Annotated in this window: 14 protein-coding genes, 1 tRNA gene and 1 pseudogene; 5 read left to right on the forward strand and 11 right to left on the reverse strand. The window is 55.6% G+C overall.

The window, feature by feature from the left end; genetic code table 11:
* Nucleotides 1-163: 163 nt before the first annotated feature.
* Nucleotides 164-334, forward strand: a pseudogene (locus ADS46_RS18975) (IS3 family transposase); the annotation flags it as partial.
* 55 nt (nucleotides 335-389) lie between these two features.
* On the opposite strand, the gene ADS46_RS05735 reads toward ADS46_RS18975, so the two are convergent.
* From ADS46_RS05735 to ADS46_RS05750, 4 genes are all read right to left on the reverse strand, one after another.
* Nucleotides 390-1,013 carry a recombinase family protein gene (locus ADS46_RS05735; protein WP_066317472.1) on the reverse strand — a complete coding sequence of 208 codons (624 nt, stop codon included), beginning with the start codon at nucleotides 1,011-1,013 and terminating at the stop codon, nucleotides 390-392.
* 249 nt (nucleotides 1,014-1,262) lie between these two features.
* On the reverse strand, nucleotides 1,263-1,883 hold the full coding sequence (locus ADS46_RS05740) for a hypothetical protein (protein ID WP_066317474.1): 621 nt from the start codon (nucleotides 1,881-1,883) through the stop codon (nucleotides 1,263-1,265).
* 167 nt (nucleotides 1,884-2,050) lie between these two features.
* Nucleotides 2,051-2,141: transfer RNA gene (locus ADS46_RS05745), tRNA-Ser, on the reverse strand.
* A 48-nt stretch (nucleotides 2,142-2,189) separates the two neighbouring features.
* Nucleotides 2,190-3,896: a potassium/proton antiporter gene (locus ADS46_RS05750; protein WP_066317476.1), complete on the reverse strand. Its 1,707-nt coding sequence runs from the start codon at nucleotides 3,894-3,896 to the stop codon at nucleotides 2,190-2,192.
* Nucleotides 3,897-4,118: 222 nt separating this feature from the next.
* Here ADS46_RS05750 and ADS46_RS05755 point away from each other — a divergent pair, with 222 nt between their 5' ends.
* Both ADS46_RS05755 and ADS46_RS05760 read left to right on the forward strand, forming a co-directional pair.
* A complete protein-coding gene (locus tag ADS46_RS05755) occupies nucleotides 4,119-5,186 on the forward strand; it encodes an ABC transporter substrate-binding protein (RefSeq protein ID WP_234346773.1) in 1,068 nt (355 codons plus the stop codon).
* A gap of 71 nt (nucleotides 5,187-5,257) precedes the next feature.
* Complete coding sequence (locus ADS46_RS05760; RefSeq protein ID WP_066317479.1) at nucleotides 5,258-6,079, forward strand: GIY-YIG nuclease family protein; 822 nt, start codon at nucleotides 5,258-5,260, stop codon at nucleotides 6,077-6,079.
* 6 nt (nucleotides 6,080-6,085) lie between these two features.
* Here the strand turns inward: ADS46_RS05760 and ADS46_RS05765 are convergent, their stop codons facing one another.
* From ADS46_RS05765 to ADS46_RS05775, 3 genes are all read right to left on the reverse strand, one after another.
* A complete protein-coding gene (locus ADS46_RS05765) occupies nucleotides 6,086-6,892 on the reverse strand; it encodes an alpha/beta fold hydrolase (RefSeq protein ID WP_066317483.1) in 807 nt (268 codons plus the stop codon).
* A 12-nt stretch (nucleotides 6,893-6,904) separates the two neighbouring features.
* Nucleotides 6,905-7,588 carry a 7-cyano-7-deazaguanine/7-aminomethyl-7-deazaguanine transporter gene (locus ADS46_RS05770; protein WP_066317486.1) on the reverse strand — a complete coding sequence of 228 codons (684 nt, stop codon included), beginning with the start codon at nucleotides 7,586-7,588 and terminating at the stop codon, nucleotides 6,905-6,907.
* A 124-nt stretch (nucleotides 7,589-7,712) separates the two neighbouring features.
* The gene (locus ADS46_RS05775) at nucleotides 7,713-9,626 is read right to left on the reverse strand and encodes a propionyl-CoA synthetase (RefSeq protein ID WP_066317488.1); all 1,914 of its coding nucleotides are present in this window, start codon (nucleotides 9,624-9,626) and stop codon (nucleotides 7,713-7,715) included.
* A 288-nt stretch (nucleotides 9,627-9,914) separates the two neighbouring features.
* Here ADS46_RS05775 and ADS46_RS05780 point away from each other — a divergent pair, with 288 nt between their 5' ends.
* The gene (locus ADS46_RS05780; protein WP_066317489.1) at nucleotides 9,915-10,232 is read left to right on the forward strand and encodes an ArsR/SmtB family transcription factor; all 318 of its coding nucleotides are present in this window, start codon (nucleotides 9,915-9,917) and stop codon (nucleotides 10,230-10,232) included.
* Nucleotides 10,233-10,252: 20 nt separating this feature from the next.
* On the opposite strand, the gene sohB is transcribed toward ADS46_RS05780, so the two are convergent.
* A complete protein-coding gene (gene sohB / locus ADS46_RS05785; protein ID WP_066317491.1) occupies nucleotides 10,253-11,284 on the reverse strand; it encodes a protease SohB in 1,032 nt (343 codons plus the stop codon).
* Nucleotides 11,285-11,460: 176 nt separating this feature from the next.
* Here sohB and ADS46_RS05790 point away from each other — a divergent pair, with 176 nt between their 5' ends.
* The gene (locus tag ADS46_RS05790) at nucleotides 11,461-11,772 is read left to right on the forward strand and encodes an SCP2 sterol-binding domain-containing protein (RefSeq protein WP_066317493.1); all 312 of its coding nucleotides are present in this window, start codon (nucleotides 11,461-11,463) and stop codon (nucleotides 11,770-11,772) included.
* A 21-nt stretch (nucleotides 11,773-11,793) separates the two neighbouring features.
* Here ADS46_RS05790 and nudC read toward each other — a convergent pair whose 3' ends face one another.
* Genes nudC through rnhA form a run of 3 tightly spaced genes read right to left on the reverse strand, consistent with a single transcriptional unit; the run spans nucleotide 11,794 to nucleotide 13,771 of the window.
* Nucleotides 11,794-12,576, reverse strand: coding sequence for an NAD(+) diphosphatase (nudC, locus tag ADS46_RS05795; protein ID WP_066317496.1), 783 nt, complete (start codon nucleotides 12,574-12,576; stop codon nucleotides 11,794-11,796).
* On the reverse strand, nucleotides 12,569-13,300 hold the full coding sequence (gene dnaQ / locus ADS46_RS05800; RefSeq protein WP_066317499.1) for a DNA polymerase III subunit epsilon: 732 nt from the start codon (nucleotides 13,298-13,300) through the stop codon (nucleotides 12,569-12,571). The genes nudC and dnaQ overlap by 8 nt, the downstream gene beginning before the upstream one ends.
* A 9-nt stretch (nucleotides 13,301-13,309) precedes the next feature.
* Nucleotides 13,310-13,771: a ribonuclease HI gene (rnhA, locus tag ADS46_RS05805; RefSeq protein WP_066317502.1), complete on the reverse strand. Its 462-nt coding sequence runs from the start codon at nucleotides 13,769-13,771 to the stop codon at nucleotides 13,310-13,312.
* Nucleotides 13,772-13,833 lie beyond the last annotated feature (62 nt).

Genomic DNA, 13,833 nt, shown 5'->3' on the forward strand with positions numbered 1-13,833 from the left:
GTTGGCCATGATGGCCTGAGGTCTACTTTTGAACCCCGTTAAAAATGGGGGGATTACCGATAGAACTTACGCTACACCCTAGTGCTACTGAAAATGGGGTGACGTCGGTTGATAATGAGTGATCTTGGAGAAATTACAGGAGAATATTTGACATAGGAGCGTCAATGCGCCGATGGAGAGACTGCTCCAGAGCCTGAAATCTGAGTGGGTACCAGCCTTCAGATACAGAAGTCTGCCTGAGGACCAAAAAGATGTTGGTGGCTATCTGATGGACTGCTACAACCGGAAACGACCTTATGCATTCAACGACGGCATTTCGCCCGTTACCGCTTAGGAAAACCTTAAATTACTGTCCGGGTTTAGTTGACCACTACATTCCTTTCTATGACCTAGTCAGCGGATGCTCTCTTTTCGGCACGTTGAACAGTGCTGATACCACAACCGATAATGTCCGCTGTTTTCCGAACGCTGAAGCCTTGGCCTCTGAGTTCGATGATTCGCCTATGTTTATCGCTGTCTACTGGGCGACCCTTATAGCGTCCGTGTTCCTTCGCCTTGATGATGCCTTCAGCTTGCCGCCTTCTCCTGTCCTCATAGTCTTTCCGAGCGACAGCCGCGAGCATATCTAGCAGCATGGCGTTTACAGCATCAATCATCCGTCCAGTGAAGTCGTCGTTGGCATCGACGGTCAGCGCTGTGTGGCTGGTAGGAAGGTCCAGTGAGACGACGCGAAGACCGGCGCTCTGTATGGCTCCCTTGAGTCTGTCCCAATCGCCTTTGGTCAGTCGGGTTAGTCGGTCAACTTGCTCAACTAGCAGAATGTCCCCAGGCTGTGAGTCATCGATAAGTCGCGCGAGTTCTGTCCGATCCGCTTTGGTCCCGCTGGCGTTCTCAACATACCAAGATGCAACCGTAGCGCCTTTATCGTTAACGAAATCATTAAGCGCCTGACGTGCGCGGCTGGCATTCTGATCGTCTGTTGATGCCCGAAGGTAAGCACGAATGAAAGCCATTGCTGTCGCTCCCTATTTAGCCCTTGTGTTCATTTGGGTGTGTTCACAATAGGCGTACTCATTAGGGTTGTCAAACAGTATATATGAACACAAACACATGGGCGCTCAGACCGTACTCGCTGAGGTGTACCCAAATGAAACCAAGAAATGGCCGCTGAATGCGACGAAATAGGGAGGTTATTTATATTGGCGGTGTGTTTGCGGTGGGATGATTTTTTATCGCCTTCGCTCTTAACAGAAACCCGTCCGTCAGCTCTCTTTACCACCAGTACATAGAGACATGATAATGCTTTTATACTTACCAATGATTTCTGCGTACTCAGCTCCTTGGCGAATAAGGCTATCTAATCGCGCACCTATGGTCGCTGAGTTGGGATGGGAGGCCTCTAATTCGTCGATTTGGCGCTCAAAATCATCCAAGCGTTGGGGGTCTTCTACACGGTCTTGTAGCTCTGAACGTAGCGCCTCAAGTTGCTTAGATACAGCAGCATCATTGATTGTGTTTTGCGAATAGTCGGTTGATTGACTATAGACCCGCGCGTGATCACCTTGGACGTTTACAGTGATATTCGACGCAGAGCTATTTTCTGATGATGAAGCAGTGCGTCCACTGTCCCGTCCAACCTTGGACACTTCAACAAAGTACTTGGCTGGAAAATCTAGCCCCGAATCGGGACGGTATCCTGGATCATCTACTATGTACCGTTCATCTGCGCTTTGATCCATCACCCGAACCAAGACATCCCCTAGCTCGATAGGGTGCGTAGCGGGCGCGATGATTTTCCCTTTTTGAACAGCCGCTTCTAGTGGGCCTAGTCGCTGACCATCAGCTTTCTCGATGTATACGGTTTCGCGGTAGAAGTTGTGCATTGGTGTTTCCTTGCTTATTGGGTGCCTAACCAAAGTAGCACGTGGAACAATAGGAGCCTATGCTCAGCCAACCGTGGGGGATGTGGTAAACACATGTGGTAAATAAGAAAAAAGGCATGTCTTCTAAGCCATTGATAAGCCTCGAAAACATGCCCTTTAAGATGAGGTGGCGGAGGGACAGGGATTCGAACCCTGGAAAGGCTATTAACCTTTGCCGGTTTTCAAGACCGGTGCATTCAACCGCTCTGCCATCCCTCCGGCTTACGGCTGCATATACTACCAGCTTTTCCTTGGAAGTCAACGTCTTTAGTACAACCTTAGCCCGACACGAGTAATTTTTCCGCCTTGCATATCGCTGACTACCCAATGAATGCCATGCCAATCCACATCGTCACCCACCACGGGGTGACCGCCTACGCGGAGCGATACAAACTCGGCCAGGGTCATGTCTTTCTCACCCGGGCTCAGTGTCAGACCGTAAGCCTGGGCAATGTCCTGCATTTGGGCGCTGCCATCCAGCGTAAAGGTACCGAAGAAGGCACGCTCCCGCTTGAGCTTTGAATCACCGTTGAACAGTCGATTGAGCGCGTTCAGGTCTTCCGAACGGCCGATCACGCAAATGACATCGCCCAGCTTGAGCCGGGTGCTGCCTTTCGGGTGCAGCATGGCGTGTTCGCGGAATAGCGCCGAGATCAGCGCGCCGGAGGGGAAACGCAGTAACCGGATGGGAACGTCTTCGAGGTCTTTGTTTTCAACCGAGTAGACAAACATCTCGTAGTCGTTTTCCGGCAATATACCCAGCGGACCCCGTCGGTCTGGCGTAGTCCCTATGGGCACCTCCACTTTGAGCCAGCGAGCCATAACGGTCAGCGAGCCGCCCTGGATCAAAAGCGACATAAGCACCACCGCAAAGGCCACATTGAAGTAGAGCGAGGCGTTCTCCACGCCGTCGATCAAGGGGAAAATGGCCAGCACGATCGGCACCGCGCCGCGCAGGCCTACCCAGGCGATAAACCAGGTTTCCCGCCAGCGAAACTTGAAAAACGGCTTGATGGTAATCAACACGGCCAGCGGGCGGGCAATGAAAATCAGAGCCAGTGCCACCAGGGCGGCGGGAAGCGCGACATCCCAGAGCTCGCTGGGCGTTACCAGAAGCCCCAGCACCAGGAACAGACCGATTTGGCTCAGCCATGCCAGACCATCGTGAACGGGCAGGATAAAGTTGAGGTGACGGCCCGGCTGGTTGCCAATCATCAGGCCCGCCAGGTAGATCGCCAAAAAGCCACTGCCGCCCAGTACGCTGGTAAGGCCAAAGACACTGAAGCCCAGGGCAAGAGCTAGCATGGCGTAGAGTCCCGGTGCCAGATCCAGCCAGCGCAACAGCTTGGCACTCAGCCAGCCGCCGCCAAGCCCCACCACCAGGCCGATACCGAATTGGGTAATGAAAAACAGCAGCGTCTCGACGGGGCCGCCGATGTCACCCACCAGCAGCTCGACCAACATCAAGGTCAGGAAAATCGCCATCGGGTCGTTGGTGCCCGATTCGATTTCAAGCGTGGCCCCTACCCGCTCATTAAGGTTGACGCCTCGCCCGCTTAGCATTGAAAACACCGCGGCGGCGTCGGTGGAGCCGACAATGGCCCCCACCAGCAAACCCTCAGCGAGCGATAGATCGAACACCAGCATGGCGATGCCACCGACAATGGCGCTGGTGATAAAGACCCCGAAGGTGGCAAGTGAAAGCGCCGGTTTGAAGCCGACGCGGAAGGTTTTAAGGCGGGTTCGCAGGCCACCATCCAGCAGAATCATCGCCAGGGCTAGATGGCCGATGGTAAAAGCCATGTAGTAGTCATCGAACTGGAGCCCTAAGAGTCCTTCTTCACCGGCGATCATCCCCAGCGCAAGAAAGATCAGGAGCAGCGGAACCCCCATCATCGAAGAAAGACGGCTCGCCAGAATGCTGAGCGCCATCAAGGAACCGCCGACCAGGAAAAACGTGTAGATTGCGTCCATGACTCTCCGTCTCTGCTCAAGGCTCACTGATTATCGCATGCCAGCGTTGAATTTACTGCGCCTCATGGGCTGACAAGGCGTAATTGAAGGCTGGTCAGATGATTAGCGTGCCAGATACACTTTGCTTTCTGTTACTGGGAGTGATTGATGATGCTGACCCGTTTGTGTCGCACTTGGTATGTTTTGCTATCTATAAAAGTCGTTTTATTATTCGTAAGTTCAATGACATACGCAAATGAGTCGGATGCTCAAAACCCGACCAGTGACAACCAGCTCGAACTCAACAGCAGCGTTGAGGTGCCGCCCACCTGGTGGACGCCCAATGCCGAATCAGATGAGCCACAACAGGAGGCGCCGACGAAAGCCGTCACCCCAGCGCCTCCCCTTGAGCCGCCTCCCCTTGAACAGGTCAGCATCATGCTGGACTGGTTTTTGAGTCCCAAGCACGCAGGGTTGATTGTGGCTCAGCAACGCGGGTTGTTTACCGCCCAGGGAATGGAGGTTGAGCTTCAAACACCGGCAGACCCGAGCATTGGACTGAAACTATTAGCCGCCGATGAGATCGACTTTGCCCTGAGCCGCCAGCCTTCGCTGCACCTCTATGTGCACGACGGCGCCCCCATCGTGCGCATTGCCACGCTGATCGAGACACCGCTAACGGCGGTGGTCGTGGCAGGTGAGCTTGAGGATCCCATCAAGGATAAGCTTGCGAGAATGCGCTATGGCTATACCAGTCGCGAAGGTCTTGATCTGTTCATCCCTTACTTGATCCCCAAGGCACTCACCCAGGCAGGCAATGTCGCGCCCCCGGTTAATCTGCATTTTGACGTTCGGCGGGCTTTCGCCGAGGAACAGGTCGATGCCATCGTCGATGCACCCTTTCATTCATTGCCTGAACAACTGGCGAATGAAGGTATCGACACGCAAGTCATACGCCACAGTGACCTGGATATCCCCCGCTACGACGGCTTGGTGCTGTTGGCCAACCGAGACGGGGCCACTCGCCGTGCCAAGACCTGGTCCCACATTGTGAAGGCCATAGAAGACGCGCATTACTGGATATTGGAGAACCCGGATGCCGCCTGGGAATTACTGATCAGTGCCGAACCGGTGCTTGATAACCCCATCAATACGGCAAACTGGCAAGACCTGCTCAGGCGGATCGCATTGTCGCCTGGCGCGGTGGACAATCGCCGCTATCAGGCATTTGAACAATTTCTTGTACAGCAAGGCCTAAGCGAGGACCCCTTGCCAGTGTCGCGCCTCGCCATCGACCCTCATGCCCTCTAGTCAGGGGCGTCAATCACCGATAAAAACGGCAAACGCAATTGGATGACACCCAGCGTCGTCAACGACCGACAATGATTGATCCGGACATGCTCAGCCAGCTACCGCCTGGGCCTGGGGTGTACCTTTTCTATGGCCATAACCGGCTACCGCTTTACGTCGGTAAGAGTATCCGGCTGCGCGACCGCGTGCGGGATCATTTTCGGCGGGCCCGCCACGACCATAAAGCAATGAGGATGGTCGAGCAGATACAGCATATAGAGTGGGAAGAGACAGCCGGGGACCTTGGTGCCCAGCTACGTGAAGCCCAATTGGTCAAGTCGCTGTTACCGATCATGAACCGTCAATTACGTAAACAGCGTGACCTGACCACCTGGCATTGGCCCGCGGGGGCAACACGACCACAGCTGCTCAGCGGAGCGGCGCTTAATCAACCGACAGAGGGAGGATTCTTCGGCCTTTACCGTAATGCTTCCAGTGCCAAGGAGGCCTTGCGTGAGCTTGCCGAGGCGCATCAGCTTTGCCCCCAGGTACTGGGCCTGGAAGCGGGTAAAGGCCGTTGTTTTGGCAGCCAGATAGGTAAGTGCCGTGGCGCCTGTTGCGGAAGCGAAACGATCAGCAATCACACACAGCGCGCGCAGACAGCGTTGCAGCCACTGCAGGTCAACACCTGGCCGTGGCCGGGGCGTATTGCCATCAAGGAATCAACCCCGGAGCACGATGCAGCGGCCTGGCACGTGATAAATCAGTGGTGCTACCTGGGAAGTGCCGCCACCTTAGCCGCCGCCAAGAAGCTGGATGCCGCGTCGGCCAGCTTCGATATCGACAGCTATCGCATCCTGCAGCGATTCTTGCGTCAACCTGATGAGCATGGCCTATCCATCAAACCTCTATGAACTGGCTTAGGAAGTTTGCGCTGTCAAGAATGCGTCAACCGATTGCTGGAAGGCCTCGGGCTGGTCGGCATGCAACCAGTGCCCGGCTTGTTTTAGCGTCACGACCCGCGAAGTAGGGAGCACCTCCCGCAGCGCGGGCAACATGGCGTCGCTCACGTAGGGGGACTCATCGCCGCGAAGCACCAGCGTCGGACCGTTGTAAGATGTCTCTCCCGACGGCAAGCCGATGATCGCCTCGTAATCCTGGCGAATGTAATCCAGCCCAACGCGCAGTTTGAGGCCGCCCTGCTCGCTCCGCACCAGGTTAGTGGCAAGAAACAGCCGCGTCGGCCGGGAGTCAACGTGTTCTGCCAGCAGTTCATCCGCTTCGCGGCGATTGGCGGGCTGGCCTTCCCTCACCCGTTCCAGCGCGGCAAAGACATCATCATGGCCGTGTTGGTAGGCTACTGGTGCAATGTCCGCCACCACCAGCGAGGCAACGCGATCAGGGTGTTGGCGCGCCAGGCTGATTGCCACCTTGCCGCCCATGGAATGCCCGACCAGGTGAACCTTCGATAACTCAAGCTTATCGAGCAAAGCGACGACATCGGCGCTCATTTGGGCGTAGCTCATTCCCTCGGCATGGGGGGAACGGCCGTGGTTGCGTAAATCAACCGCAATCACCCGCCGCGAGGCCTGCCATACCTTGAGATGTGAACGCCAGTTATCGGCACTGCCGAGAAGTCCGTGAATGACGACCATGGGGGTCGCATCAGCGTGCGCTTCCGAGGGCTGGTCCAGGTAGTGCAAATCTATTGGCAAGGCGTCACTCATCGGAGCTCCTCGTTACTTAATGGGGAATTGGGCAGTGCGCGGCGCAACGTCGGGCTGATCGGTCCAGACCACCAGCCGACGCGTCAACCAGGACAACAACAGGCCATACAGGGGCAGGAAAAACAGCAGACTGATGGCGAGTTTGATGGCGTAATCAACGGCGGCAATTTCCACCCAGTGGGTGGCCATAAAGGGATCCGGGCTCTGGTAAAAAGCGACCGAGAAAAACGCAAAGGTATCGGCCAGGTTGCCCAGCACGGTAGAAAACACCGGCGCGACCCACCATACCCACTGACGCAAACGGTCAAACACCTGCACGTCCAGTAGCTGACCAATAACGTAGGCCAAAAAGCTTGCCAGCGCGATACGCGCGACAAACAGATTGCCTTCACTCAATGCCCCCAGGCCTGCGAAATTCCCCTGCGGAAACACCACGGAGACTACATACGAGACGACCAGAGCAGGCAGCATGACGCGCAAAACAATGGCACGGGCGGGTCCCTTGCCAAACAGCCTGACGGTCAAGTCAGTGGCCAGAAAGATAAACGGAAAGCTGAAGGCACCCCAGGTGGTATGGAAGCCAAACAAAGTGAACGGAAGCTGAACCAGGTAGTTACTGGCGGCGATGATACCAATGTGAAATGCCACCATGACGGCGAGGCAACGGCGGTGCTGAGCGTCGTTTAATATAAACATGCGGCTGGCCTTTTTGTGATAACGAGGGGTTAGGGAACCCTCAATGCATTGCGCACCCAGTGCGGCGAGAGGCGCATTATACGCCTTCTCGACCGCAATAAAAGTGGGCGGCGGTCAGCAAAGGCTAGGCGTGAGGTGGCGTTTCGTTCGCACGACCGATCCGGTGATCGCACATGGCGCGATGCACATCATCGACGCTGGTGGGGTCATCGATAGTGGAAGGGATGCCCACCTCCTGGCCATCGGCCAGGTTGCGCAACAACTTCCGCAAGATTTTACCCGAGCGTGTCTTGGGCAGCCGGTCGACGACGATGACTTGCTTGAAGCAGGCCACCGGGCCAATTTGCTCGCGTACACACGCAATCAACGCTGCTTCGAGTGCTTCTTCACCTTCAGTGTAACCATCCTTGGGAATCACCAGGCCAACAGGCAACTGCCCTTTAAGATCATCATGGACACCAATGACGGCGCATTCGGCGACCGACGGATGTCCACCCACCACTTCTTCCATTTCACCGGTAGAAAGCCGGTGGCCTGCCACATTAATCACATCGTCGGTGCGGCCCATGATGAACAGATAGCCCTGCTCATCAAAAAAGCCGCCGTCTCCGGTCAGGTAGTAGCCTGGGAAAGCTGCCATGTAGGCAGAGTGGAAACGCTTAGGGTCTCCCCAAACCCCGGTTAAACAACCTGGGGGCATCGGCTGCTTGATAACCACACTGCCCTGTTCCATGGGGGCGGCTTGCTCGCCATCGCGGTTCAGCACCTGCACATTAAAACCCGGTACCGGCACGGTCGCCGACCCGGCTTTGGTGGGCATGGGTTCGATACCCGGCAGGTTGGCCGCAATGGGCCAGCCGGTTTCGGTTTGCCACCAGTGGTCGATAACCGGCACGTCAAGCAGGTCGTCCAACCAATGATAGGTGGGCGGATCAAGCCTTTCGCCCGCCACATAAAGGTGCTTCAGACTGCTGATGTCGTACTTTGCAAGCCACTGGGCATCCGGATCTTCCTTTTTGATCGCGCGAAAGGCCGTGGGCGCACTGAAGAAACTGGTAACGTTATATTTCTCGATGAGGCGCCAAAAACTCCCCGCATCGGGCGTTTTGACCGGTTTGCCTTCGTAAAGAACCGTGCTGCAACCGTGTAATAATGGGCCATAAACAATATAAGAATGGCCGACGACCCAGCCAACGTCTGACGCGGTAAAGAACACGTCCCCCGGCGCCAGGGCATAAATCGCCTCCATCGAGTAGGCAAGGGCCACCGCATAACCAGCGGTGTCGCGCACAATGCCTTTGGGCTTCCCCGTTGTGCCTGACGTATAGAGCACATAAAGCGGATCGGTACCCTTTACCGGCACACACTCGGCCGGGGTCGCCTGGCTGACAAGGGTTTCCCAGTCGTATTCCCGTTCGTTGAACGCGACGTCACACTCCGCGCGGACTTTGATAATGCAGGCATCAGGCCGATGCGGGCTTAAAGCCAGGGCCTCATCGATGATCGGCTTGTAGGCCACGACCTTGCCTCCCTCGATACCGCAAGAGGCCGCGACGACGACTTTCGGCGCGGCGTCTTCGATACGTGCGGCCAGTTCATGGGGAGCGAAGCCGCCAAATACGACCGAATGAATCGCCCCTAGCCGGGCGCAGGCGTACATGGCCACCACCGCTTCCGGAATCATCGGCATGTAGATGACCACCCGGTCGCCTTTTTCAACACCTAGCTGCTGGAGTCCACCGGCAAACGCCGCCACCCGCTCCAGTAACTGACGATAGGTAATGGTTTGCTGGCTTTGCGTCACCGGCGAGTCCCAGAAAATAGCGGCCTGCTCTCCTCGCCCCTGATCCACATGGTAGTCCAGGGCCGCGTGGCAAAGGTTCATCTCACCGTCGGCAAACCACCGCGCATGCTGCTGATCATCGTAGGTCAGTATCGTCTTGGGCGGCATCATCCAGGGAATCCGCTTGGCCTGTTCGGCCCAAAACTGTTCTGGCTGCTCAATGGATTGCTGGTAAATCTGCGGGTAGCGGCGCATGAAAACACCTTTCATTCTTGTGATTGGAAAATGCTTTGAGGATTGTTGACACTGTATGCACTAAGTCAACGCTTTGCTGTAAGACCATGGGCTACCCGCCGACAGGCAGTTCTCGGCCTGGTTTTATTGTCGACAGTGTGTGTTTATTACCATTGATAAACCGTTAAACAGCAACTTGGACAAACCTCACTAAATTACTGATCATTAAATAATTAGTCCCTACAACGCGGCGATGCCTTCAACAACCTATAACAACGCTACCTTCCAGAGGTAGACCAGGAGATACCCATGTCGGCTTCCAAGAGTGCTGCGCGCTTGCTTAATCATAACGGCCACGCCATCGAAGCGGGAACCAACCTGTTGAAAGCATTGGCCAATGAAAAACGGCTGCAGATTCTGTGTCTGCTCGCGGGTAAGGAACTCTCGGTAACGCAGATCAACCAGCAACTGGCACTTAGCCAGTCTGCACTTTCACAACACTTGGCGATTTTGCGTCGCGACCAGTTGGTGAATACTCGGCGGGAATCACAAACGATTTATTATTCGCTCAGCAGTGATAGCGCCAAGGCCATTATCACGACCCTGGCAGATCATTTTGCTGCTTGAAATGCAGCAACGAGGCGAGCTTAGCGACGGTGCCAGCCAGTGGCTTCCAGCATGCTTAGCCCTTTAAGTACGGCGTTTTCCACACCGCTGGCAATCGCCAGGCCAAACTTGCGGCCAACTGTCTTGGGGGGCTCCAGCTTCACCCGATAAACGCGGGTTTTTGAGATACGTTCCATCAGATATGCTTCACTGGTGCCGACACTATCGACCAGTTTCAGACCCAAAGCTTCGCTGCCATACCAGATCTCACCTGTCGCCAACGCATCGATATCCATGTCGGGGCGGCGCTCGCCGACATATTGCTTGAACAGTCGATGCGTGTTCTCAAGGTCTTCGAGAAATTTTTCACGCCCTTCATCGGTATTCTCTCCCAGCATGGTCAGCGTGCGTTTGTATTTACCCGCCGTCAGCATTTCAACATCGACATCGTGGCGCTTTAGCAAGCGGTGTATATTTGGAATCTGGGCGACCACACCAATGGAACCCAGCACGGCAAAAGGTGCCGCTTTGATGTGATGGGCGGTACATGCCATCAGGTAGCCGCCACTCGCCGCCACCTTGTCCACGCATACAGTGGTCGTAAGCCCTGCTTCTCTCAGGCGATCGAGTTGGGCAGCGGCCAGGCCGTAGGCGTGAACCAGCCCGCCGGGTGACTCAAGGCAAATCACCACTTCATCGTCAGGCTTGGCGACCTCGATAAGCGCGGAGATTTCCTGGGCAAAGTGCTCGGTGGCCGACGCTTTCATATCGCCTTTGAACGTCAATACCCACACATTGGGTGTTTCAGTTTCACCCTTTTCGTTGCGCCGATGCTTGTCCTCACGGCGGAAGGTCTTGAGTAGTTTTTTACGGATGCCGGCAGGCGTTGCGGCAAGGCGCAGGCGGCGCGCCCGGCTACGGCGCTGTTCGTGCAAAGGCTCTACGTGCAGTGTCAAATCGCGCTCGCCCCCCGACTTGGCTCGCGCGACAAGCAAAACGCCAATGCCGATGACAGCAACGACAATGCAGGCTTGTACGATAAACGTACCTATCTCTACGACCCATTCGTTCACGTGCATCTCCTTGATTGATGTGCATCAAGCAGCCATCGTTGACCGCTGTATCAAAAACGGCGCTTGATATGAAACATATGTTTGAAATACTCTTTCGCCCCAAGGCGGCTAATTGTACGATGACGCTACAGGTTGCACGCTACTCCATTCCATCTCGTTTTTAACGGAACGCCATTATGTCAACCAACACCCTCGAAAAGTTGCAAGCCCGATTTGACCCGCAGGCCGCTCAGGGGATGCATGAGATTTTCCAGTTTCATTTTTCGGACGCGGGCAGTCACTACCTGGATATCCAGAATGGCAAGCTCGATGTACAAGAGGGCGAGCATGACGACCCGTCGGTTAGCCTGAGCATGAGCACGGATACGCTTAAAGGCATCATGAATGGTGATATCAATGGGATGTCGGCGTTCATGACCGGCAAACTCAAAGCGACGGGTAACGTGATGCTGGCCACCAAGTTGACAAGCCTCTTTCCCGGCGAATAAAGCGACAGCTCCCTGCCCGTTTTACCGCCAGCGTTTCAAATGGGTTTCAATCAGTTCGCGCGAGATCGAATAGGTCGGCGGTAATGTCGGCAGTTGACGGGGCGAGAACCACGCTGCATCACTGATTTCCACCCCGTCAATGCGAATCCGTCGCGTGGTCGCTTCGGCAAAAAAGCCCAGCATGAGTGAATGCGGAAATGGCCACGCCTGACTCTGGTAATAGCGTAGCTGGCTGACGTGGACACCTACCTCTTCAAAAATTTCTCGATGTACGGCCTCTTCAGCGGATTCCCCCGGCTCTATGAAACCCGCCAGGGTTGAGTAGCGGCCAGGCGGAAAACGCGGACTGCGGGCCAGCAGCATCGCCTCGCCACTGGTCACCAGAGTAATAATGCAGGGCGAAATGCGCGGGTAGTTACGGTGGCCGCAGGCGTGGCAATGCATTGCAAATTCAGTGGTGAGCTTCGTGGCTTCTGCGCCACAGCGACCGCAAAAGCGGTGATTTTCCAGCCATGCCCCCACTTGCAGGGCGGTGGATAGCAGCGAATACCAGTGTGTCGGCAACTCCCCCATCCATTGCCGCCCGTCTATCCATCCCTCGCCTGGCGATGAGGCTAATTGCAGCGCAACAGGTTCCTCATCCCAGTAGCAAAGCGGCTGCATATCCTGAGTCCACGGCTGCCAGGGATGGAGCGGGGTCAATGCCTCGTCATCTGACGCTGACGCAGCGGGCGCAAGACGACTGCGAGAAAGGCAAAGAACACGCCCTTCCCGGGCTTCATGGGGTATTTCTCGTCTAAGCATTGCCCGGCGTATCCTCGAACCAGCGTAGCTGATGCGTTTCACATTTAGCCAAATGCGCTTGCCGTTCATCCTGGCTGGGCGCAATGACCCGAAGCTGCCCGGGCGATAACGACATGCGCTGCACCGACAGTCCTGTCTCGGACGGCGTGTCGTTACGCTGTTCTTGATTGACCTCGGCATCCAGCGTGAGCGCCGTCTGCCCGCCGGTCATGGCCAGATAAACGTCAGCCAGTATCTCGGCGTCCAGCAGAGCGCCGTGCAGTACGCGATGACCGTTATCGATATCATACCGTTTGCATAGTGCATCAAGACTGTTGCGCTGGCCCGGGTGCATCTTTCGGGCCATCACCAGGGTGTCGAGAATGCGGCAATGATCACCGACAGGGCCCAACGGTTGATCACGGTTCTTCAGCATTTTCAATTCGTGATCAATGAACCCCACATCGAAGGGCGCGTTATGAATGACCAGCTCGGCCCCTTCGATAAAAGCCCAGAACTCGTCGGCAACCTGGGCAAACACGGGTTCGTTGGCGACTTTGGCATCATCAATCCCGTGAACCGCGACTACCTCAGCGTCGATGTGACGCTCTGGATTGATATATTGGTGGTAAGTACGGCCGGTAAAACGCCGGTTGATCATTTCCACGGCACCGATTTCCACCAATCGGTGCCCTTCTCTGGGATCAATACCTGTGGTTTCCGTATCCAGGATGACTTGGCGCATCATGGCCTCCTATGCGTTTTGTACTGCTTCATCAATTGCCTGGTTGGCAAGGGCATCGGCTCGTTCGTTACCGGGATGGCCGCTATGCCCTTTTATCCAATGCCACTCAATTTGATGACGCTGGGCTTCGGCATCAAGCTGCTTCCACAGCTCGGCATTTTTGACAGGCTGTTTAGCGGCGGTTTTCCACTGGCGTTTACGCCAGTTATGAATCCACTGCGTGATACCCTGACGAACATATTGGGAATCCGTCCAGATGGCCACCTGACAAGGGGTATTCAATGTACGCAGCGCCATGATGGCCGCCATTAATTCCATTCGGTTATTGGTCGTTTGTGCTTCATACCCGTACAGGGTTTTCTCATGCTGGCCGCTTGAGAGCACAACGCCCCATCCGCCGGGACCGGGATTCCCGCGGCAGGCGCCATCGGTATATACGGTTACCTGGGGTAACCGGCCAGTGTCAGTCACGTTATCTGCGTCCTTGAATCAATAATGGTTGCGCTTGGGGTCTGTAGACTGGATGACAGCGG

Source organism: Halomonas sp. G11 (assembly GCF_001663515.1).
Lineage (GTDB): Bacteria > Pseudomonadota > Gammaproteobacteria > Pseudomonadales > Halomonadaceae > Vreelandella.

Excerpts from the sequence above, each read along its gene's own strand:
- dnaQ (WP_066317499.1), bottom strand. The coding sequence starts at position 13,300 with ATGCGCCAAGTCATCCTGGATACGGAAACCACAGGTATTGATCCCAGA.
- ADS46_RS05735 (WP_066317472.1), bottom strand. The coding sequence starts at position 1,013 with ATGGCTTTCATTCGTGCTTACCTTCGGGCATCAACAGACGATCAGAAT.
- ADS46_RS05755 (WP_234346773.1), top strand. The coding sequence starts at position 4,119 with ATGACATACGCAAATGAGTCGGATGCTCAAAACCCGACCAGTGACAAC.
- ADS46_RS05775 (WP_066317488.1), bottom strand. The coding sequence starts at position 9,626 with ATGCGCCGCTACCCGCAGATTTACCAGCAATCCATTGAGCAGCCAGAA.
- ADS46_RS05780 (WP_066317489.1), top strand. The coding sequence starts at position 9,915 with ATGTCGGCTTCCAAGAGTGCTGCGCGCTTGCTTAATCATAACGGCCAC.
- ADS46_RS05765 (WP_066317483.1), bottom strand. The coding sequence starts at position 6,892 with ATGAGTGACGCCTTGCCAATAGATTTGCACTACCTGGACCAGCCCTCG.
- ADS46_RS05740 (WP_066317474.1), bottom strand. The coding sequence starts at position 1,883 with ATGCACAACTTCTACCGCGAAACCGTATACATCGAGAAAGCTGATGGT.
- ADS46_RS05760 (WP_066317479.1), top strand. The coding sequence starts at position 5,258 with ATGATTGATCCGGACATGCTCAGCCAGCTACCGCCTGGGCCTGGGGTG.
- ADS46_RS05770 (WP_066317486.1), bottom strand. The coding sequence starts at position 7,588 with ATGTTTATATTAAACGACGCTCAGCACCGCCGTTGCCTCGCCGTCATG.
- ADS46_RS05750 (WP_066317476.1), bottom strand. The coding sequence starts at position 3,896 with ATGGACGCAATCTACACGTTTTTCCTGGTCGGCGGTTCCTTGATGGCG.
- nudC (WP_066317496.1), bottom strand. The coding sequence starts at position 12,576 with ATGCTTAGACGAGAAATACCCCATGAAGCCCGGGAAGGGCGTGTTCTT.
- ADS46_RS05790 (WP_066317493.1), top strand. The coding sequence starts at position 11,461 with ATGTCAACCAACACCCTCGAAAAGTTGCAAGCCCGATTTGACCCGCAG.